22 protein-coding genes and 2 pseudogenes are annotated in these 19,936 nt (G+C 33.2%); 18 read left to right on the top strand and 6 right to left on the bottom strand.

The genetic code is table 11. From position 1 onward, the window contains the following. The 5 genes from HMPREF2887_RS10300 to HMPREF2887_RS03150 form a co-directional block, all read left to right on the top strand. A partial coding sequence (locus HMPREF2887_RS10300) for a DNA cytosine methyltransferase (RefSeq protein WP_222564018.1) occupies positions 1–520 on the top strand: 520 nt, incomplete at its 5' end. Next, positions 517–1,917 (top strand): DNA cytosine methyltransferase, encoded by a 1,401-nt coding sequence (locus HMPREF2887_RS03140; protein ID WP_261673811.1) that lies wholly within the window; start codon positions 517–519, stop codon positions 1,915–1,917. The genes HMPREF2887_RS10300 and HMPREF2887_RS03140, both read left to right, overlap by 4 nt. A 1-nt stretch (position 1,918) precedes the next feature. Beyond that, positions 1,919–3,286 carry an AAA family ATPase gene (locus tag HMPREF2887_RS10040; protein ID WP_148131478.1) on the top strand — a complete coding sequence of 456 codons (1,368 nt, stop codon included), beginning with the start codon at positions 1,919–1,921 and terminating at the stop codon, positions 3,284–3,286. Further along, the gene (locus HMPREF2887_RS10045) at positions 3,256–3,651 is read left to right on the top strand and encodes a hypothetical protein (protein ID WP_148131479.1); all 396 of its coding nucleotides are present in this window, start codon (positions 3,256–3,258) and stop codon (positions 3,649–3,651) included. Before HMPREF2887_RS10040 ends, HMPREF2887_RS10045 begins: the two co-directional genes overlap by 31 nt. Continuing rightward, on the top strand, positions 3,632–4,876 hold the full coding sequence (locus HMPREF2887_RS03150) for a hypothetical protein (protein ID WP_186821896.1): 1,245 nt from the start codon (positions 3,632–3,634) through the stop codon (positions 4,874–4,876). Before HMPREF2887_RS10045 ends, HMPREF2887_RS03150 begins: the two co-directional genes overlap by 20 nt. A gap of 46 nt (positions 4,877–4,922) precedes the next feature. Here the strand turns inward: HMPREF2887_RS03150 and HMPREF2887_RS03155 are convergent, their stop codons facing one another. From HMPREF2887_RS03155 to HMPREF2887_RS03165, 3 genes are all read right to left on the bottom strand, one after another. Next, positions 4,923–5,129 (bottom strand): DUF4314 domain-containing protein, encoded by a 207-nt coding sequence (locus HMPREF2887_RS03155; protein WP_084740491.1) that lies wholly within the window; start codon positions 5,127–5,129, stop codon positions 4,923–4,925. Between the two features lie 95 nt (positions 5,130–5,224). Beyond that, entirely contained in the window at positions 5,225–5,422 is a 198-nt protein-coding gene (locus HMPREF2887_RS03160; RefSeq protein ID WP_084740494.1) for a hypothetical protein, read from the bottom strand. 185 nt (positions 5,423–5,607) lie between these two features. Next, positions 5,608–5,970, bottom strand: coding sequence for a hypothetical protein (locus HMPREF2887_RS03165; RefSeq protein ID WP_084740496.1), 363 nt, complete (start codon positions 5,968–5,970; stop codon positions 5,608–5,610). A gap of 367 nt (positions 5,971–6,337) precedes the next feature. Between HMPREF2887_RS03165 and HMPREF2887_RS03170 the strand changes: the two genes are divergently transcribed. The 5 genes and pseudogenes from HMPREF2887_RS03170 (at position 6,338) to HMPREF2887_RS03190 (ending at position 11,844) form a co-directional block, all read left to right on the top strand. After that, positions 6,338–7,603: an AAA family ATPase gene (locus HMPREF2887_RS03170; RefSeq protein ID WP_084740498.1), complete on the top strand. Its 1,266-nt coding sequence runs from the start codon at positions 6,338–6,340 to the stop codon at positions 7,601–7,603. Positions 7,604–7,692: 89 nt separating this feature from the next. Then, positions 7,693–8,214, top strand: a complete 522-nt coding sequence (locus tag HMPREF2887_RS03175) for an RloB family protein (protein WP_261673817.1) — start codon at positions 7,693–7,695, stop codon at positions 8,212–8,214. 515 nt (positions 8,215–8,729) lie between these two features. Next, a pseudogene (locus HMPREF2887_RS03180) lies at positions 8,730–9,320 on the top strand (transposase); the annotation flags it as partial. A 180-nt stretch (positions 9,321–9,500) separates the two neighbouring features. Then, the gene (locus tag HMPREF2887_RS03185) at positions 9,501–9,779 is read left to right on the top strand and encodes a DUF6110 family protein (RefSeq protein WP_002893755.1); all 279 of its coding nucleotides are present in this window, start codon (positions 9,501–9,503) and stop codon (positions 9,777–9,779) included. Position 9,780: 1 nt separating this feature from the next. Further along, on the top strand, positions 9,781–11,844 hold the full coding sequence (locus tag HMPREF2887_RS03190) for a heavy metal translocating P-type ATPase (RefSeq protein ID WP_084740500.1): 2,064 nt from the start codon (positions 9,781–9,783) through the stop codon (positions 11,842–11,844). A gap of 91 nt (positions 11,845–11,935) precedes the next feature. On the opposite strand, the pseudogene HMPREF2887_RS03195 reads toward HMPREF2887_RS03190, so the two are convergent. Then, a pseudogene (locus HMPREF2887_RS03195) lies at positions 11,936–12,423 on the bottom strand (transposase); the annotation flags it as partial. Between HMPREF2887_RS03195 and HMPREF2887_RS03200 the strand changes: the two are divergent. The 5 genes from HMPREF2887_RS03200 (at position 12,399) to HMPREF2887_RS03220 (ending at position 16,396) form a co-directional block, all read left to right on the top strand. Beyond that, complete coding sequence (locus HMPREF2887_RS03200; protein ID WP_232043652.1) at positions 12,399–12,644, top strand: DUF898 domain-containing protein; 246 nt, start codon at positions 12,399–12,401, stop codon at positions 12,642–12,644. The pseudogene HMPREF2887_RS03195 and the gene HMPREF2887_RS03200 sit on opposite strands and share 25 nt — an antisense overlap. Positions 12,645–12,921: 277 nt before the next feature. Continuing rightward, entirely contained in the window at positions 12,922–13,971 is a 1,050-nt protein-coding gene (locus tag HMPREF2887_RS03205) for a DUF389 domain-containing protein (protein ID WP_084740506.1), read from the top strand. A gap of 929 nt (positions 13,972–14,900) precedes the next feature. Further along, positions 14,901–15,515 (top strand): CadD family cadmium resistance transporter, encoded by a 615-nt coding sequence (locus tag HMPREF2887_RS03210; protein ID WP_084740509.1) that lies wholly within the window; start codon positions 14,901–14,903, stop codon positions 15,513–15,515. Positions 15,516–15,526: 11 nt separating this feature from the next. Beyond that, complete coding sequence (gene cadX / locus HMPREF2887_RS03215) at positions 15,527–15,865, top strand: Cd(II)/Zn(II)-sensing metalloregulatory transcriptional regulator CadX (protein ID WP_084740513.1); 339 nt, start codon at positions 15,527–15,529, stop codon at positions 15,863–15,865. A gap of 210 nt (positions 15,866–16,075) precedes the next feature. Further along, positions 16,076–16,396 (top strand): hypothetical protein, encoded by a 321-nt coding sequence (locus HMPREF2887_RS03220; protein WP_084740553.1) that lies wholly within the window; start codon positions 16,076–16,078, stop codon positions 16,394–16,396. A 529-nt stretch (positions 16,397–16,925) separates the two neighbouring features. On the opposite strand, the gene HMPREF2887_RS03230 is transcribed toward HMPREF2887_RS03220, so the two are convergent. Both HMPREF2887_RS03230 and HMPREF2887_RS03235 read right to left on the bottom strand, forming a co-directional pair. Further along, on the bottom strand, positions 16,926–18,098 hold the full coding sequence (locus HMPREF2887_RS03230) for a tyrosine-type recombinase/integrase (protein ID WP_057489806.1): 1,173 nt from the start codon (positions 18,096–18,098) through the stop codon (positions 16,926–16,928). Between the two features lie 66 nt (positions 18,099–18,164). After that, positions 18,165–18,728 (bottom strand): helix-turn-helix domain-containing protein, encoded by a 564-nt coding sequence (locus tag HMPREF2887_RS03235; protein ID WP_021002055.1) that lies wholly within the window; start codon positions 18,726–18,728, stop codon positions 18,165–18,167. 154 nt (positions 18,729–18,882) lie between these two features. Here HMPREF2887_RS03235 and HMPREF2887_RS03240 point away from each other — a divergent pair, with 154 nt between their 5' ends. From HMPREF2887_RS03240 to HMPREF2887_RS03250, 3 genes are all read left to right on the top strand, one after another. Further along, positions 18,883–19,239 (top strand): hypothetical protein, encoded by a 357-nt coding sequence (locus HMPREF2887_RS03240; RefSeq protein ID WP_261673813.1) that lies wholly within the window; start codon positions 18,883–18,885, stop codon positions 19,237–19,239. A 72-nt stretch (positions 19,240–19,311) separates the two neighbouring features. After that, positions 19,312–19,590 (top strand): hypothetical protein, encoded by a 279-nt coding sequence (locus HMPREF2887_RS03245; RefSeq protein WP_021002053.1) that lies wholly within the window; start codon positions 19,312–19,314, stop codon positions 19,588–19,590. Positions 19,591–19,602: 12 nt separating this feature from the next. Beyond that, positions 19,603–19,935, top strand: coding sequence for a replication initiator protein A (locus HMPREF2887_RS03250; protein WP_021002052.1), 333 nt, complete (start codon positions 19,603–19,605; stop codon positions 19,933–19,935). The last annotated feature ends 1 nt before the right edge of the window (position 19,936 follow it).

The raw sequence follows: 19,936 nt of genomic DNA on the forward strand, positions 1-19,936 counted from the left end.
ATTAGGATATAAAGTTTTCACTCAAATTTTAAATACTGCTAATCACGGGATTCCTCAGACTCGAAACCGTACTTTTATTGTTTGTTTTGCAAACCAAGAAGCAGAATTTGAATTTCCAGAAGAAGAAGAACTTCAATTAACAATGCAAGACTTACTAGAAGAAAATGTAGATCAAAAATATTTTTTATCTGATAAAATTATACCAACGATTTTATCTGAAGGAACAGGTGGATATAGAGCAAAAGCAGAAATTGATTTACCAATAGCAAGACCTCTAACCGCAACAATGCATAAAATGCATAGAGCATCTCAAGATAACTATGTTACTGATAATGGAAGAATTAGACGATTGACCCCACGGGAAGCTGCAAGATTACAAGGGTTTCCAGAAGAATTTAGAATCCCCGTATCCGATACCCAAGCGTACCGTCAATTTGGTAATGCTGTTACAGTTGCTGTCTCAAATAAAGTTGCTGAGCAGGTTAGAGTGACCCTTCAAGAACTAGGAGAATGGAATTGAAGACTGAATTAGAAAAATTTGTAAATGCTTGGGAAACCCAAGATTCCCAAAAAATTGATGAGGCACGTATCTATCAACTGATTGGGGCACGTACTGGTTTATCAGATGTAGATGAACGCTCTGACGAAATTATTGAACTTATTAAAACAGATAATGGTTTGCTAAATAAATTAAAAAGCTTTTCGGAAGATGATTTAGTAGAACAAGATGGAAATATTCTAAAAAACTATATCGGGTCATATATTTCAAAAGCTTTAGCAGAAGAAGAAAAAAGTCCTAATATTGTAGATTTCTTTTGCGGGGCGGGTGGTTTGTCGCTTGGTTTTGTACAAGAGGGATTTAAGATTAACTTTGCTAATGACATAGAACCAAGTTGCGTAGAAACTTATCAGTTTAACCATCCAACAGTTCCTAAAAAGAATATTATTTGTAATAATATTGATGATATTTTAGAAGATATTTCTAAATATCAACGATTTGACAGTGTCGATTTGGTGATTGGTGGCCCCCCTTGTCAAGGTTTTAGTACGGCAAATAGACAGCGAATTATTGATGATCCACGTAATAAACTTTATAAGAGTTTTATCAAAGCAGTAGACTCATTGCAACCTAAATTTATTGTTATGGAAAATGTTAAAGGTATGCAAAAAGTTGCTGAGCAAGTAGTTGAAGACTTTAACCGCATTGGATACTCTGTTGATTTTCATTTATACAATGTTAAAGATTTTGGTGTTCCGCAAAACCGTGAAAGGTTAATTTTTATTGGGAACAGACTTGGTGTTGACAATAAAAAAATACATGAAGAGATTTGTGGATTTATTCCAGAAACGAAAGATTTTGTTTTGAAGGATGCTCTTTATGGGTTAAGAGAATTAGAAGCATCACGTGTAAAGAATGCGACAAATCTTGAAAATGAAAAAATTGGTTATATTGTTGATAATTATAGCGATATTCAAACTAATGAGTATATTGATTTAATTAATGAGAATAGAAAATTTAAGCAAATTTTAAATCATAAAGCTCGCTATAATAATGAACGTGATATTGAAATATACAGGAGATTATATCAAGGTGATAAATCAGATGATGAGAAGATTGCTGATATCATGCCCTATAAATCAAGAAGTCACATTTTCAAGGATAAATATTTCAAATTGGAAGAAGAGAAGGTTTGTAAAACTATAACCGCTCATATGAAATTTGACTGTAATATGTATATACATCCTACTCAAGCTCGTGGTTTGACACCTCGCGAAGCTGCACGAGTACAATCTTATCCAGATGATTATTATTTTAAAGGTTCTTACACAAAAACTTATATGCAGGTAGGAAATTCGGTGCCACCACTTTTTGCTAGATATATAGCAAAAGTTATTAAAAAGTATTTAGGAGATTGATATGGAATTTAAAGAAGTATTTGAGAAGATACAGGAAATCGTATCAGATAAAATGGGGATCAATTTGATTATTGATGCTTACGATTCATTCATAGTAAATAAAATGGCGGCTAGTAATTGTATTTCTAAAGGGATTTCAAGTCATCAGACGCATATTGCAATTACTGGAAAACAAATGGATTTATTTCCATATTTATATTCTAAAGCTTTTGTTGAAGAATCTGATCCTGCAATGAAAAATTTCTTTGTTTTCAAAGCTCCGATAACAATTTATCGAGAGAATTGTAACTATTTAGATTCTAACCACGAAATTGATTTTATGGGAGAATCAAAATTAACTGAAAAAATGTGTGTATACCCACGTAGCGGTGGAGAACAGGTTCAGCTTTCTATTATCAATAATGGTGATAGTGACAACTTTCTTTCATATAGACGTTTAATCGTACCTAATACTTTTTGGATTGTTTTAAAAAAGAAAAATGAATTGAGTTATGACTCAATTGCTATTAAAGAAGAAGATGCTAAAGAGTTGGCGCCTTTCAACAAAAAATTTTTTATAAATCGTACTGGGAAGCCTTCTGAAATCACATTCGTAGATTCATCATCACTCTATGTACAACAAGATGCGAAAAGTGAAACTTTACCTTTTAACCGAATTTATTTTGGGGCACCAGGAACAGGTAAATCTTATAGGGTATCACAGCTAATCAAGTCGGTTTATCCGAATTTTGAAAAAGAGGATGATGAACAATCCTCATATGTATTTCGTACTACACTTCATCCAGAGTATACATATAGTGATTTTGTTGGGCAAATCATGCCAGTTGAAAAAGAGGATGGTTTTGATTATTCATTTACACCAGGCGTTTTTACAAGAGCTCTAAAAAAAGCACTGTTAGAGAATTTTGCTGTTGAGAATGGAACACGAGAAGAACCTAAGAAAGTATTTTTAGTATTAGAAGAGTTATCTCGTGCTAATGTTGCAGCAGTTTTTGGTGACTTATTCCAACTATTGGATCGTGATAATAAAGGTGAATCGGAATATAGCATCTCTAACGCTCTTATTTCAAAACAAGTAAATACCATCACCGATCACACTCAAGAAGCTAATGATGATAAAGTAGGTATGGATGGAAATGAAGACAAAAAGATTTTTCTCCCATCCAACTTGATTATCTTGGCAACTGTAAACACAAATGATCAAAACGTCTTTGCAATGGATACTGCCTTCAAGCGTCGTTTTGAGTGGGAATATGTATCAATTGATCCCGTATCAGATAAAGACGGCTTGCTTAATAATGAAATGATTTCTATTCCTTCGGAGAGCGGATTAAAAATGTGGAGTGGTGTGATTTTTACCCTACATTAAATGAATATATTACGTCTAATATGGGACTTTCTGAAGATAAACAGATAGGTCAATTCTTTATCAAATTAGCTCAAGATAATAATAAAAAAAATCAAACGCATGTGTTGAATAAACTTCTTCAATATTTATGGGAAGATATTGAAGGGATGGCTATCGACACTCATTTATTTAATATTGAAAAAATTAAGAGTTTCGGGAAGCTTTATTCTGTATGGAAAGATGCTTTGGATAAAGGAACAGAAGTGCAAATTTTTGCTAGAGATTTTTATGATAAGCTAAAATTTGGAACTACAGTTAATGATGATGTTCAAGAAGTGAAAGATGTCTCTTCTGAAGGTGAACAAAATGACACAAACCAAAACTAAGTTCTATTTTCAGATGGATGGAACTCTACTTTCAGAGGAAGTAAAGGAAAAGTTCTCTTTAGAGGACAGAGATTGGAGGAGTAGTAAAGAGGGAAGGATTTCTAATTTTGTTGGTTTTATTATTAAACGAAATAAAATTTTAGTGTCCCTCCCAAAACACTACTGTTCTGAGTATGATTTAAAAAACCATAACAATAAATTAAATGATAAGGATATTCGTCTTTTATTTAAAATATTACTGAAGTCTAATATCGAAGATCAATTTACTAATTTTAATGGACAGGAAGAATATGCTAGTTCATATCCTTTTACTGCTTTTTATCAAATATTGGATTATTATAAGCGTTATGGACTATATAACGAAGTGGAGAATTATACAAAAGCTGGCTATGATGGGAAAATTGCATGGAAAGACACTATTAGAAAATCCAGTCCACTAATCAGTAATGGGAATCTTCTTTATGTGCCATTTTACGTTAAAAAGAGCAAAGAAAATCATACATTTTTAACTGAATGTATGATTTATGCTCTTGCTTATACGATACAAATGTTTCCTTTCTTTATTGATGAGAAGGTTCCTTTTTCCTTACCACGTAATCTAGAGTTTTGGAAGAAGACAGATCATATTTTGAACAGGTTACGTAAACTTAAACAAGAGGTTTTTAAAGATATTCATAAGAAGTTGGTAGATAATCTGATTCATTTCTTCGATAATAAAGATAAAAAAGGCGATATCATTATTAAACATTATAAATTTGAAAACATTTGGGAAGATCTTGTCCAAGAGTATCTTGAGTCAAACTTTAAGACTATTACTAATAATGGTCCTCAATTTGAGACTGGAGCAGGTAGGTTGAAATTTGTTGTTCAAAAGAGTTTTAATGATGTTGATTGTAGCAGTAATCAAGGTTATGAGTTCCGACTAGATCACTATTATAGTGATGATCAAAAACAATATATTTTTGATTCAAAATATTATCAATCTATTACGGGAATCAACTATAAGCAATTATCCTATCACCTGGTGCTTCAAAACAATGGACTAGAGACATATAGCATGTTGATACTTCCAACCGAAAAAGAAGACTATCTTAGAAAACATTTTGATTTATCTCCTCTATACCAGCTATTAGATTCTGATGGTAACAAACAGAGTTTAGTTATTTGGGAGTATTATGTTAATATAAAAAAAGCTATGATGGTTTTTGCGAAGTACCATTTTTAAATGAAGTATAATCGAAAAGAAGTGAAACTCTTAGTTATAATCAAAATTAAATCAAAATGATAATATCATCGGGAAGAATACTCAGTCTTCCATGATTTTCCCATTGAACAAGTATAGAACCAAGGTCATCAACACCCTTTATTACACCAATACTTCCAATTGGAGGGGCATAAGGGTCATCCATTTTTATTAATTTTACTTTCGAACCGATTGGATATTTTTCTAGTGATTTTTCTTTATTGTAATTATTCATTTTTTCTCCTTACAAAAACACCTAGCTTTTCTAGGTGTTTTTAATTTATTAATAAATGGTTGTACTATATTTTTGCAATGATTGTATATGTTTCTTTAAAAAACATCCTCTCTATTCAAATTTGGATAGGGTTTTTCATCATTAAAAACTCTCATTAGAACCTCAACGCTTTCCTTCAGATAGAAGAGTTCAATTTTTCTTTCACAATCATCGATATTTTTCTCTATATTTTCGCAGTGGCGTTTGATATGCCATAAGGATTTTTGAATGTTATCTTCTTTTAAATTTTTCATACTCCTATCTTATCAGATAAATTTTAAAAAATAGTGTTAATTTCCTCAAATGATCAAAATATAGTCTAAAAAGCACAAAAAATAAATAAAGTCCAAACTTCAACCTTCTTTTTAGAGAGATAACAAAAAAACGCTTCAATCAAAGCGTTTGTAATGTGTAAAGAATGACGAATAGTTTGAGAGTTTTACTTATCTTCATATTTCTTCAAGGCTTCTTTATATGCTTCACTGTCCTTTTTGTAATAGTCTTGCTTCGTTCCTGAAATATCTACAGTGAATACGCCATCCTTGAAGGTATAATTCTCTTTTCGGTTTATAATATTAGAACCAGTCAGTTCGATTGTTGAACTATCTTTATCAATTGTAAAGACATCAGCCTCTCCTTTATTGATATTTCCTTTGTTACCTGAAATGGTAAAGGCAACTTCATTTCTACTCTCGTTTATCCAGTAGTATTCGCCATCTAAAGAATTGCTTGATTGGTTAGAACAGGCAACTAATAGAATTGTAGATAGAGACACTAAAAGTAATGTGATAAATCTTTTCATTTGCTTACCTCCATTTCTATTATATCAAAGTAATGTTACAAGTGTAAGACAGGTAATGCTGACATATATTTTATTTCTTTCGGGAAAATATAAATTTTTCGGAAAGATAGCTATTAATATTTATCAATTGTAAGAAGCGTAAGTTTTAATTAATTTGCGCTTTTTTTCTACTTTTTTTACCTGGAGCTAAAATCACTATTTAGGTGAAATATAAATCAAAATAGAGAAAAATAATTTTTTTATTTAAAAAATAGAGTATTTTAATGATTATATAGGAAATCGCAAAGAAATTTTTAGATTTACAACGAAAAATCGTTGTTAAAATTTTAAAATTACGGTATAATCAATATGATAAAGGAGGTAGATTATGTTAGTAGATTTTGAAGTTACAAATTTTTTATCTTTTCAAAATAGCTCAATTTTATCCTTAGAAAAGGGGAAATACTTAAAAAAACATGCTAAATCTCATGTGTTAGAAAATCAAGATTTTTCTTTATTAAAAAATGTAAATATTTTTGGTGCTAATGGGTCTGGAAAGAGTAATTTAATTACAGCGTTGAGAGTACTCGCCAAAATGATTTTAGAACCTACGGATGATATTGAAGATGCTTTACCTTATATGCCATTCCGTTTAAATGAACAAAATAAATATGAAGATACTGAATTTACAATTCGGTTGATTACAGATAAAAAGACATACCGCTATCATATTTGTTATAATAGGAAAGAAGTGACTCTAGAGGAACTTTATATTGTCTCACAAAACTATAAAGAAAAAGTATATTTTAAACGAACTAATTCTTCAGATAATCCTGAGATACTTCCAGATAACTTAAAAAAAATACGAAAATCTGTTAGAAAGAATAAATTATTATTATTTGAAGGTCAAGATAAAAATGATGCAGAATGTGTTAGTGTATTCCAATGGTTCCATTCAAATTTAGTTTTTGAAGCTACAAAAAAACAAATGTTTAAGTCAATTCAAGAAGATTCTGCTAAAAAAAATATATTCATTAAACTATTAAATTTGGCCGATTTTAATATTATAGACATTGAAGTTATTGAAAAAGTAGAGTCAGTTCCTGATGAATTAAGAAAGATAATTTCTGCTGCAAATTTAGATGAAAGTCGATTAGCAAAACGATTTACCACTATTGAAATATATTCAATTTATAAAAAATATGATGAAAATGGAAAAGTAGTTGGTGAAGAAAAGATTCCATACGAAATGGAATCTTCTGGCACTAAAAAAATGATGGCAGTTGCTTTAACATTATTAGATAGCTTACATAAAGACCGAGTAATAATTATGGATGAATTTGATGATTCATTTCACTTATCACTTACTAAGGCATTGTTAAATATAATTAATTCTGAATCAAACAAAAATCAATTTATTTTTACCACACACAATTTAAATTTATTAGATTCAAATTTGAGAGTAGATCAAATTTATTTGATGGAAAAAGATTTCTTGGGCAAAACAGATGTGTATTCTCTTTTTGATTTTAATGAATTAAAAGGTGTGTCACGAAGTGATATTTCTTTTGCTAAGCGATACCTTAATGGGCAGTTCGGAGCTCTACCGGATATTGATGTCGAAGGGATGAACCAATTATTTAAGGAGATTTAAATGAGTAGAGGAAGGCAATCTAGAGGGAGAGCACTCAAAAAACTATTTATATTTTCACTGAAGGAGAGACTGAAAAAAATTATTTCTCAATTCTAAATAAAAAGTATAATGCAACAGTGACTGTAAAAGTGTCCGTTAATCATGCACACAAACAAGGAATGAATCTTTTAACCCACGCTTTAGGAAAAATAAATACTCTGCCTAATACGGAAAAGAGGAATCTTGGAGGGGTTTATATTATCTTTGATAAAGATGATATAGATAACGCTGAAATGCAGACCGTGTTGAGTGAAGCAAAATCTAGAGGCATTCATATTGGATTTTCAAATAGTTGTTTTGAGGTGTGGTTGCTGGCTCATTTCGAAAAACCCAACCAATCTCATACAAAAGATAGATTATATCAAAGACTAGAACATCATCTACATTGTAATCAGTATTCAAAAAAACATAAGAACGACATAGATTTATTAAAGCAAATAGAAGATTGTGTATCTACAGCTATGGAAAATACAGCTACAATGAAAGAATTAAGTCAAATAACTATCAACTGTGAACCGTATACTAACATAGGAAAGGTGATACAGTGTATTTATAATAGAGATATGTACTAGTTATCTTTGTTTTCTCTAAAAAGGCAACACTTTTTTGTATAAAATTTATAAGGTGTATTGATTTAATTCATCAATCTCATTGTCATGGGTGTTTGATAAAGAATTTCTAGATAATCTAGATGTTGTTTTAATTTCCAACTTTCTCAATATCTATTTTTCTAAAATTGTGAAGGAATCTGAGATAACAAGATTTATTAAGGTACTTTTAAATGTTCACCGAACTAAACTATTCCCCTATTTAAAATATATTGATTCAAACTTTATGAGATTGATTAGTAGGTATAGTTCTGAAAACCTTTGATACTGGGCTGTTTTGAGTCCAACTGAAACCCATGCTTTTCAAACCAGGCTTGAAAAAGGCCCGTAAAGCATCACAATTTAGTAAACGTTAATTCGTTACTGGACAGCAGAATACAAACGAAAACACTTTGCATCTTGCAAGGTGTTTTTTTCTATGAGAACTGGCGGTGCGCAATTAGGATAGCTCTAGCGACTTTAGTCGCATAGAGATATGCTATGCACAGTTGCCTCAAGAAAACAATGCTTCTTGGTCCATCCTGTTAGACAAGCTTCAAAACCAAGGAATCCAACAGGTTTCTCTTGTAGTTACAGATGGCTTTAAGGGGCTTGAGCAGATTATCAGTCAGGCTTACCCATTAGCTAAACAACAATGTTGCTTAATTCATATTAGTCGAAATCTAGCTAGTAAAGTGAAACGAGCAGATAGAGCGGTTATTCTGGGGCAATTTATAATGATTTATCGTGCTGAAAATTTAGAAATGGCAGGACAAGCTTTAGAGGACTTTCTCGCCGAATGGAAACCAAAGTATAGGAAAGTCATGGAAAGTCTGGAGAAGACGGATAATCTTTTAACTTTTTATCAGTTTCCCTACCAGATTTGGCACAGCATGTATTCGACAAACCTCATTGAGTCTCTTAACAAAGAAATCAAACGTCAAACGAAAAAGAAGGTTCTTTTTCCTAATGAGGAGGCTCTGGAACGTTACTTAGTTACGTTGTTTGAAGATTATAATTTCAAGCAAAGTCAACGAATCCATAAAGGGTTTGGTCAATGTTCTGATACACTTGAAAGCTTATTTAATTAACACTCCGTAACTCTACTTAGGTGTTTACACATAATTATTGACAGTATCAAAAAATAAAGTATATTGTTTTCATCATAATATAATTAGATATCAGTATAGAGAATTTTATCTATATATCAGATATCAGCAATTGCTTTTGCTGTCATTTTTCGCTACAATAGTTACAAGGAGGAAATAAACATGTTAAAAGAAGTATTAAACGTCGCAAAAGTTGCGAAAAAATCATCTCTCTTCTTAGGAGGGGTAGCATTTGGGACGCTTGGCTTGAAAGTCTTAGCAAGTAAAGAAGCTAAGAAAGGCTATTCTAAGGCCTTGGCTAAAGCTTACAAATTGAAAGATGGACTGGATGCATCTGTTTCTGTTGTAAAACAACACGGTGATGATGTTTTACAAGACGCTAAATATTTATACGAACAGGAAAAGAAAGAAGAACAATTAGATAGCCTGACAGGTGAATAATATGTCTTTTAAAGTGCTACACAGAGGATATCAACATATCCGATTATCGTCCTCGTTTTCACTGACCTTGGATATTCAAGATTATCTTCGTTCCTTGGCTAAAGATGAAAAAGGGATCGACTCTATTCAGTTTTATATGGATCAGCAGCACTTTACTCTACGTATGAAAGAAGGCTTCTCTGTATTAGAAAATGCAGAGGCCTTTTTAAAAAAAATTGACAAGGGGAAAGTTTCGGACTTGATGACTCTTCCCATTCGTAGAGAAGAGAGTGCTTATTCAATTGTATCGGGTGCAGCGATTAAGCGTTTGCTGTTTCGAAGTTTTGTACCCTACCCTATTCGTTATATTTGGACTTGTTATCAGGCTTTGGGTTATGTCAAAGAAGCCTATCAAACTTTAGCGCGCAAGGAACTAACCATGGAGGTCTTGGACTGTTCGGCCATTTTGTTGTCCTTGTTTATGAACCAATCCAAGACAGCTAGCAACATCATGTTTATGCTTGATTTGGGTAATCATCTGGATCAGTGGTCTTTAAAAAAAACAGCAACAGATTTGGAACAAAGCCTTCTTGCTAAAGAAAGTGATGTTTTCTTAGTGCGGGGAGACATGGTCATCAGCATCAAGAGCTCTGATGTTCAAGTAGACGACATATTAGTTGTCTCCCAAGGGAATGAAATCTTGTTTGACGGCCAAGTGGTTTCGGGATTAGGCATGGTCAACGAGAGTTCCTTGACAGGAGAGAGTTTCCCTGTTGAAAAGAAAGAGGGAGATTCTGTATGTGCGAATACTGTTTTGGAAACAGGAGAATTAAGAATTAGTGTGACTGATAATCAGATAAACAGTCGCATTTTGCAGCTCATAAATCTGATGAAAAAATCTGAAGAGAGTAAGAAGACAAAACAACGTCATTTTATTAGGATGGCAGACAAGGTTGTAAAATATAACTTCTTAGGTGCTGGTTTGACTTATCTGTTAACAGGCTCGTTTTCAAAAGCTATTTCCTTTTTATTGGTGGATTTTTCATGTGCTCTAAAAATATCCACACCTGTAGCCTATCTTACGGCCATAAAGGAAGGTCTAAATCGAGAAATGGTTATTAAAGATGGTGATGTATTAGAAAAATATCTGGAAGTGGATACTTTCTTGTTTGATAAAACGGGGACCATTACGACGAGTTATCCTTTGGTTGAAAAGGTTCTTCCTTTCGGAGATTATACTGAGAAAGATATTTTAAGAATAAGTGCATGTTTGGAGGAACATATCTATCATCCTATTGCCAATGCAATTGTTAAACAAGCTGAAATTGAAGGCATTGAACACGAAGAAATGCATGGCAAGCTTCAGTATGTTGCAAGCAAAGGGATTAAATCGCAAATTGATGGTCAATCGGTTGTCATTGGAAATTATGTACTAATGCAAGACGAGCAGGTAAGAATTAGTTCTGAGCAGCTGGCCTTGATTGAGCAATATAAGACTCATTACAATTTATTGTTTTTGGCTTATAAGAAAGAATTAATTGGGATGTTTTGTATCCACACTCCCTTGAGAAGCGAGGCGAAAACTGCATTGAAAAAGCTAAAACGCCAAGGGAAAAAACTGATTCTGGCAACTGGTGATACGTTGGCTAGAACAGAAGAGTTGGTTAAAGATCTGCCATTTGACAACGTCTATACTGATCTAAAACCAGATGGGAAGTTTCAGTTAGTCCAGGAATTACAGAAAGCTGGCCGAACTATTTTGATGGTTGGAGACGGGCTAAACGACTCTGCTGCCTTGACGCTTGCAGATATTGGGGTTGTGATGAATGAAAGTGCTGATATTTCTAAGCAGATGAGTGATATTTTATTATTAGATAATCGTTTAGATTTCTTCGAGGAATTGAATTCTTTATCTGAATCGTTACAGAAATTAATACAAAGAAATATTCAAGAAACAGTTGTTATAAATGGAAGTTTAATTGGATTTGGATTGTTAAATTGGTTAAGCCCATCTAATCTTTCGATATTGCACAATCTGACTACTTTAAGAATCGTCCTTCGTAGTCTTTCTATTAAAAGTAGGTAAGAGACCGAGAAGCTGAGGTTATAAAAACTAAAAGGAGTTGTCTTATTTGAGAATAACGGCTCTTTGTCAACTGTAGTGGGTTGATGGAAAATTATACCCTGGAGAGGACCAAATTGGTTCTCTCCTTTTTGATGTTCAATGCAATGAGGATTCTAGTTTTGAAGTTTTAAAGTTCCGGAAGCCAAAAACATTTCGTTTGATGATCTTGATGAGGTTATTAGTAGCTTCTAGTTTTGCGTTTGAGTAGGGCGGTTCTAGTGCATTTATGATCTTGCCCTTATCTTTCAAAAAGGTCTTAAAAACAGTTTGAAAAATAGGATTTACACAAGAAATTGTTTCTTCAATAAGCTCAAAGAGATGGTCAGCTTGTTTTTCTTGAAAATGAAAGAGTAATAGTTGATAGAGGTCATAGTGCTCTCTAAGTTCTTGAGAGTATGCAAGAAGGTTTTCGAGAATCTCTTTATTGGTCAAGTGTGAGCGAAAAGTTGGGAGATAAAAACGTTTATCACTGGGTTTACGGCTCTCCTGTTGAATGAGTTTCCAGTAACGTTTTAGTGCCTTATGTTTGTGTGATTTCCTATGGGATCGCAACACCTTGGGCGGTTTGTATGATGCAAAATTGGAAAACCAAGCATACGGTAGTGGATGGTCAACGTCTGTACTTTGACGGGACTGGAGCACAACTGTTCGGTAACTGGATTAAGTGGTTTCTTCTAACCATCATCACGTTTGGAATCTATGGCTTCTGGTTGCAAATAAAAATGGAGCAATGGATTGTCAAACACACTCATCATGTTTAATCATTAAACTGCGTCTTCTTTTATAGGAGATACCGTTCTTTCTTCTTTGAATAAGGAATCTAAAATTTCTGGCTTTCTCTATCTGTTCAATTGATAGATTTCTTCAGAGAAAGGTTGTAAAATTTTTGATATAATATCAAGGATGGACTGATGGATAGTAAAAAGATAATGTTCAAAAGAATGACAGGTGAGAATTAAAAATATGTAAGATTGGACAGAGGTCTCTCTACCATCGTCTATGCAGAAACAAGATTATATGAAATAAAAGGAGTAACTAATGACCGGAAACTATTCAACACGTGAATACCGTGAAAAATTATATGATGATCTTCATGTTCGATTAAGAGATACTGCAATTTTAATGTGTGCGATTTTTATTGCCTCTATAGGTCTAAATATGAATTCAACAGCTGTCATTATTGGAGCCATGCTGATTTCCCCTCTTATGACACCGATTGTTGGACTGGGATTCGGTTTAGCTATTTTTGATACGCGTTTAATCAAGCAATCTCTAGAGGTTTTATTTACTCAAGTATTGGTCAGTTTGCTTGTCTCGACTCTGTATTTCTGGATTTCTCCCTTATCTTATGCAAGTAGCGAGTTGATTGCACGAACCTCTCCAACCATTTGGGATGTTCTCATTGCTATTGCTGGTGGGATAGCAGGTGTAATTGGTTCAAGGAAAAAAGAAGCAAACAATATCGTGCCTGGAGTAGCCATTGCAACAGCTTTGATGCCACCTATCTGTACTGCAGGCTATGGTTTAGCTAATGGAAATGTGCGATTTTTATTTGGGGCTCTTTATCTTTTCTTGATTAACTGTGTCTTTATCATGCTAACCAATATTGTTGGAACAAGAATTTTAATGAGAAAATCTCCTTTAAGTTCATTTAAAGAGCTAAACATTAAAATGAGAATTGGGTTGATATCCTTAATTGTATTATTGGTTCTTCCAGCCAGCTATTCAGCAGTCACTCTGACGATAGATCAAGCGCGAAAAGAAGGGATCAAACAGTTTGTAGGAAAAGAGTTCGCCAATCATACGGTCATTAATCAAGTCTACAAGTCAAGTAGCAATGAATTGGTCTTGACAGTTGTTGGAGATCCGATTTCAGAAGAAGAATTAGAAACAATTCGCCAAAAACAAGCCTCTTACGGTATTCAATCTGTTCAATTGAAAGTCAATCAGGTCCATAATTCGACAAAATTAGATAGTGAGATGACCAAGGAATTTTATGAAACCATTAACAAGTATATCGATCAAAAACTCTCTGAAAAAGATTCACAAAAAGATCTCGTAAAAGAAAATGAAGCAGACAAGGATTGAGGACGATGAACTGAATAGGTTTTTATGCCGTGTTTTTCTTGTTTGTTCTTCTTTTCTTACTTATAACGAAATAGAATTGATGAATACGAGATTTTTCTTTAGATGAAAGAAAGTACATAGAAGTAAGAGGTAGTATAAATGAGTAAAGTATTTTGCTGAAAATTCACTTTATAAAAAACAACCAGAAAGAAAATATTAATTTTGCGGTTTTTCTTTCTGGTTGTTTTCTGATAACGGAGGTTTGCTCAAATGCTATAAGAAATAAATTAGGAGGTCTATCATCTAAAAAATGTATGTAACAAAAAATAATTTAACTAATGGTGTGAACTTTTTAGTATTTATCAGCTCAATTCGTGTATTTTTAGGATAAAGTTCACACCATTCAGTTGAAATTAGTTGGAATTGGATGAAATTTTGAGTTTTGAAAAATTGTGGAAACATTGATATTACAAGCTTTTGAAATTTATTCAAAGAAAAATCTTTCCAAACCAGGCTTGAAAAAAGCCCGTAAAGCATCACAATTTAGTAAACGTTAAAACTTATTTATACTTATTGAAAGCATTTCGTCTAATACGAGATGCTTTTTTTCTGGTTTAATTTTACAAATTGGGTCATATAAAATATGCACGAAAAATAAATCAAAATTAAAAAGTACAAATTAATGAAGTGATTATTGATAAAAATAGTTAATAATTGGTTAAACAAAATATATAACTCGTTTATAAATTTATAGAAATGAACCATTATAAATCTCCTCTTAAATATTGAAAAACCCATTGGCAGTGGACATACTTTAAGACTATATATTTCTGAAACTAGTTTCACAATACAAATATTGACATGCAATTATTAATTGGTGGATTTTAAGTTGACATCTACAAAGTTTAATGTTAGAATACATTCAAAAACATATTTGAATAAGGTGTTTTATGATTCAAAATATTGTTACTTCAATAATCCTGTATTCTGGGACAGCCGTAGACTTACTTATTATCCTAATGTTATTTTTTGCCAAAAGAAAAAGCAGAAAAGACATCATTAACATCTATTTAGGACAATTTCTAGGCTCTGTTAGTCTAATATTGCTAAGTTTGCTTTTTGCATTTGTCTTAAATTATATTCCTAGTAAAGAGATTTTAGGTTTGCTCGGTTTGATTCCAATTTTCCTAGGCCTCAAAGTTTTGCTTTTAGGAGATTCTGATGGAGAAGCTATTGCAAAAGATGGTTTGCGCAAAGATAATAAAAACCTGATTTTTCTAGTTGCTATGATTACTTTTGCAAGTTGTGGTGCTGATAATATTGGTGTTTTTGTCCCATATTTTACTACCTTAAATTTAACGAATTTGATAGTAACTTTACTTACTTTTCTAGTCATGATTTATCTCTTGGTTTTTTCTGCCCAAAAATTGGCACAAGTCCCTTCTGTTGGAGAAATTTTGGAAAAATATAGCAGATGGTTTATTGCCAGTGTTTATTTAGGACTGGGGATATATATCCTGATTGAAAACAACGTTTTTGACATGCTATGGACTGTGTTAAGCTAGGAGAAAATATTATGAAAAAAGATAGTATCTGCCAAGTGAATGTTATAAATCAACAAAATGTTACAACCGCAACGAACTACCTTGAAAAGGAAAAAGTCCAAAAATCACTTCGCATTTTATCAAAGTTTACCGATAGTAAACAGATAAATATCATCTTTTATCTCCTTGCTGTTGAAGAACTCTGTGTCTGCGATATAGCCTGTTTATTAAATCTCAGTATGGCATCTGCCTCCCACCATCTTCGTAAACTAGCCAATCAAAACATCTTGGGTACTAGAAGAGAGGGGAAAATTATATATTATTTTATAAAAGATGAAGAAATCAGAGATTTTTTTAATCAACTAGGATAACAACTATTTTTACTACTTTTCCATGGTTATAGGGAGAGTATATATGAAATTTTTTGATGAAAATTACTAACAAGAAATACCTACTCGTATCAAATGTTTAAGAAAAAAGTATAATTTAAAGCAAGCGACCTAGGTAATGCAGGTCAAGCTAGCCAAGTTGAAAAGGGAGGAATTTGAAAAAATTTGTATCTTTTATTTTTTGTTTCATTTATGCCCTATGCTACTGGAATAGTTAGTAGTCATTTCATGAATCATACGGCACAGCTCTTTTATGGACTGATCGTTATTGTTTCAACGGTAGCAAACTGGTTTTTACATAAAGTAATTGATAAACCCAATATAGATCAGAAAGAATTACTTGAAGCTACCGCACAATATAGGAAGTTATTGATACCTGACCTAATAATTAAAGGAGTGGGATTGATTCTATCCTTAATTCTCTATCCTCCGATTATGATGTATAGTATTTTAATTGCGGCATTTTACATCATAACTTTAAAAACACTATCCGAAAAAAGAGTGAATAACTAAAAAACGGTGACCAAAGTTAGGTGTATTATTTTAATGCTTAGAGACCTAAACTATTCCCCTATTTTAAAAATATTGATTCAGATTTTATGAAATTAAAAAGTAGATATTGTTCAGAAAATCCTTGATATTACGCTGTTTTTAGTCCAACTGAAATCCATACTTTCCAAACCAGGTCTTAAGAAAGCTCGTAAAGCATCACAATTCTCAAAACGTTAAGAACCGTTTTACAACAACGATTACAAGCATTTTGCAAGTCTCTTGCAAGGTGCTTTTTTGTTGATTTTTGCTTTTGATACCTTTTTTGATACCGTTTTGGAAAAACTTTTACATCTTTTTTGATTATATTCTTATCTTTGAATAGTTTATATAATTGACGTATACTTCCTGTTTATGTTAAACTTTGAGAGTGTAATGACAGGAAAATCAGGTTGGGATTCATTCCTAACAGGCTTCGATGCTGTCCTTGGAGAAAATTCTTCTAAAAAATCGGGATTGCGATGCAAATCGCCCGCATTACTCTACTCTAGACTTACTGTCTGGAGTTTTTTGTATTGTTTTTTAGATAACTCGCAAATTGTTTGATGGACCTATCTTCTCCATTAGCTGTTGAATGGCTGTAGGTGTCTAAAGTCATTTGACTACTTGCATGACCTAGCCTTTTTGCTGTATTGACTGGGTCAACTCCGATTTCAATCATCAAGGTCGCATGGGTATGTCTGAAGCCGTGAGGACTGATTTTCCTTAAGCCATGTTTTCGAATAATTCTTGAAAGTACATTGTTGATATAGTCTGCATGTAGTGGTTCTATTGAGCCTGTACGTGAGCAGTAAGTAAAAATAACATCTTGCTTGATAGAAAGAGGTGCGACTGCTAGTTGTGCCTTTTCTTTTTGGCAATTTGACTTCCATTCTTGCAGAATAGAGATAGTTTCGCTATCTAGCTTAATCTTTCGAACTGAAAAATCGTTTTTAGTGCCTTTTTCAATGGCTTGTCCGTCTAATCGTCCTAGGCTCTTATTGACACTTAGAGTCTCACTCTTAAAGTCTATATCAGTCCATTTAAGAGCGTATAGCTCGCCTTTCCTTAAGCCGCTATATGCTAGTAGTCTAAACAGTGCATAATGCTTATAAGGTTCTTCCTGAAGGACAATGTTTAGGAACTCTTGTAGTTCCTGAACCGTCCAATAATTTTTTACACGTGTACTTTTCCTCTTTGGCATAATGATTTCTGCCATAGGATTATGCTTAAGCAATTTCATCTTAATCGCAAAGTCAAAGACTTTACCAGTGTAAGACTTGATTTGCTTGATATTCTTGAAAGTCTTTGCTTTTTCCGTGATAAAGTTCTGGCAGCCTAAAGGGGAGATTTTACCGATAGGCAATTCTCCCATGACTGGCAGAATGTGCAACCTAAACATATCAAGAGTACGTGAAGCCGTTGTCGGCTCTACTGTATCTTGATAGGCTTGATACCATTTTTCAAAAATCTCGCTATAAGATTTTTGAGATGGCTTGATGAACTCTTCCAACTTCCCTGAAGCCTTAAGATAGATGAGTCTAGCTTCGTAGTCTTTGGCGTCTTTTCGAGTACGAAAACCACGCTTTACATGGTCTGCACGTTGACCGTCTTTAGTCATATAGACCTTGACAAAATACAAATAGCCAGATTTGGCTTTTTTACTTGGGTATTTGTGAATGGACATTGTAATTTCTCCTTTATTTTTTAGGTTTCGAAGCTTATAAAATAAAGAAATTACGAGTTTTTACAATTATTTTTTACGTTTTTTAGCCATTCTTCTCTTGTATTCGTCGGAGTTTTCCCATGCTTGCCAAACGTAGTGATATGGTGAATCTTCCCCTCCTGACTTGTTAATCAGAAAAGGGATTAATCCTTGTTTTTTATCGGCTATAAATTCCTTAATGGCTTTAACTAAAATAGGGTTAAAGTCTTTTTTACTTGCTAAGAAGTCGATATAATCAGCCAATGCTTCCGACTGATTGATTTCCGCAAGTATGATAGCTAATTCGTCACCAAAAGGAGTCCATTTGTTGATTTTGTTTTCTATGCTACTTTTTCCTTGAAGTATCTTGGCAAAACCTTTCAGAACTTCTTTAGGTGCTCCTGGGTCTACGAGATTAGGATTATCATCAAGCCCTAGTAAGTAAGGGATAGAGACACCAAAGTAGTCGGCAAGGATTTTGGCATTCTCTTTCTTTGGTGTTCTAGTACCCTGGTTATAATTTCCTAATGTTGAGTAACTAATGCCTGTTTCGTGACTTATTTCAGTTAAACTTTTATTACTTTCTTTTACAAGAAATTGAAAATTTGTCATTTACGTATTCTCCTTTTTGAGACATTATATCACAAATTACACAAAAAGAGAAAAAACAGTTGACAAAAACTCGAAAAGGGTTTAAAATCAATATAAATTACACGAAATGAGTAATTTATATTCGAAGCTTATAAAATAAAGAAAGGAGTCAGCTATGGCTTACACATTAGAAGAACAAGAAACGTTTATCCGATATGATGTACTGGATAAACAATGGACGATTGAAACAAATTATTCTCCACACATTCAAAAAGTGCTAAAACTTCCTGAAGCCTATGAAGTGTTGAACACTGAGGAAGAAGAAGGCAGAACGATTTGGCTCAATGCCATTATGAAGATTGGTGAGGATTTTTCAATCAACGTATTTCCTAAGAAAAAACGCAAGATGACCGAAGAACAACGTCAAGAACTTGCTGAACGTATGAAAAGGCAAGAACCAGCCTTGAAAAATAGGAGTGTTGCTCGGTCTGAAATACTAGACAGGTATATTTACCCTATGGAACTATTTTAGATTGCGCCATCTCCAGAAAATAGGCAATGAAAATAGTTTAAAAATGATTTTAACAAAAAGGAGAACCCTCAGATGACAGAAGGATTTACTATACAACTCCCAAAAGTAACTGAAAAGAAGTTACTGGCTCGCTATGACAATATGCTCCAAAAGGCAATAGAAAAAGCCCTTGAGGACAAGGAGCTTTATAAGCCTATGGTTCGTATGGCAGGCTTGTGCCGTTGGCTAGATGTCTCAACGACGACTATTGTCAAATGGCAACGTGAAGGCATGCCCCACATGGTCATTGACGGAGTGACCTTGTACGATAAACACAAAGTCGCTCAATGGCTACAACAATTTGAGAGATAGGAGGTAAGAGCTATGGACTACGATAACGAAAACTATCTTATCCCGAAAGTTCTCTTTCGAGATGATTTATACAGCGACTTAACTGCATTTGATATTCTGGTCTATGCTGTCTTAAGAGGCAAGCAAGAAGAAGCCTTTGAAAAGGGTTGGATAGATGCTGAAGGAAATGTTTATCTAGGCTATAAGATTAGTGATTTGGCGAAAAAGTTCTCTTGCGCTAAATCTACTATGATAAACTCTTTGCGACGTTTAGAAGAAGCTGACTTGATTGAACGTGACCGAGAAATGATAGGACATTACCATAGTCATAACTTACCTTATAGGACTTATATTAACGAGGTGTGAA

Source organism: Streptococcus sp. HMSC071H03, from assembly GCF_001813035.1.
Lineage (GTDB): Bacteria > Bacillota > Bacilli > Lactobacillales > Streptococcaceae > Streptococcus > Streptococcus anginosus.

What these genes read in the sequence shown, in the direction of transcription:
- HMPREF2887_RS10040 (WP_148131478.1), top strand. Translation starts at nt 1,919, where the DNA reads ATGGAATTTAAAGAAGTATTTGAGAAGATACAGGAAATCGTATCAGAT.
- HMPREF2887_RS03150 (WP_186821896.1), top strand. Translation starts at nt 3,632, where the DNA reads ATGACACAAACCAAAACTAAGTTCTATTTTCAGATGGATGGAACTCTA.
- HMPREF2887_RS03155 (WP_084740491.1), bottom strand. Translation starts at nt 5,129, where the DNA reads ATGAATAATTACAATAAAGAAAAATCACTAGAAAAATATCCAATCGGT.
- HMPREF2887_RS03160 (WP_084740494.1), bottom strand. Translation starts at nt 5,422, where the DNA reads ATGAAAAATTTAAAAGAAGATAACATTCAAAAATCCTTATGGCATATC.
- HMPREF2887_RS03165 (WP_084740496.1), bottom strand. Translation starts at nt 5,970, where the DNA reads ATGAAAAGATTTATCACATTACTTTTAGTGTCTCTATCTACAATTCTA.
- HMPREF2887_RS03170 (WP_084740498.1), top strand. Translation starts at nt 6,338, where the DNA reads ATGTTAGTAGATTTTGAAGTTACAAATTTTTTATCTTTTCAAAATAGC.
- HMPREF2887_RS03185 (WP_002893755.1), top strand. Translation starts at nt 9,501, where the DNA reads ATGTTAAAAGAAGTATTAAACGTCGCAAAAGTTGCGAAAAAATCATCT.
- HMPREF2887_RS03190 (WP_084740500.1), top strand. Translation starts at nt 9,781, where the DNA reads ATGTCTTTTAAAGTGCTACACAGAGGATATCAACATATCCGATTATCG.
- HMPREF2887_RS03205 (WP_084740506.1), top strand. Translation starts at nt 12,922, where the DNA reads ATGACCGGAAACTATTCAACACGTGAATACCGTGAAAAATTATATGAT.
- HMPREF2887_RS03210 (WP_084740509.1), top strand. Translation starts at nt 14,901, where the DNA reads ATGATTCAAAATATTGTTACTTCAATAATCCTGTATTCTGGGACAGCC.
- cadX (WP_084740513.1), top strand. Translation starts at nt 15,527, where the DNA reads ATGAAAAAAGATAGTATCTGCCAAGTGAATGTTATAAATCAACAAAAT.
- HMPREF2887_RS03220 (WP_084740553.1), top strand. Translation starts at nt 16,076, where the DNA reads ATGCCCTATGCTACTGGAATAGTTAGTAGTCATTTCATGAATCATACG.
- HMPREF2887_RS03230 (WP_057489806.1), bottom strand. Translation starts at nt 18,098, where the DNA reads ATGTCCATTCACAAATACCCAAGTAAAAAAGCCAAATCTGGCTATTTG.
- HMPREF2887_RS03235 (WP_021002055.1), bottom strand. Translation starts at nt 18,728, where the DNA reads ATGACAAATTTTCAATTTCTTGTAAAAGAAAGTAATAAAAGTTTAACT.
- HMPREF2887_RS03240 (WP_261673813.1), top strand. Translation starts at nt 18,883, where the DNA reads ATGGCTTACACATTAGAAGAACAAGAAACGTTTATCCGATATGATGTA.
- HMPREF2887_RS03245 (WP_021002053.1), top strand. Translation starts at nt 19,312, where the DNA reads ATGACAGAAGGATTTACTATACAACTCCCAAAAGTAACTGAAAAGAAG.
- HMPREF2887_RS03250 (WP_021002052.1), top strand. Translation starts at nt 19,603, where the DNA reads ATGGACTACGATAACGAAAACTATCTTATCCCGAAAGTTCTCTTTCGA.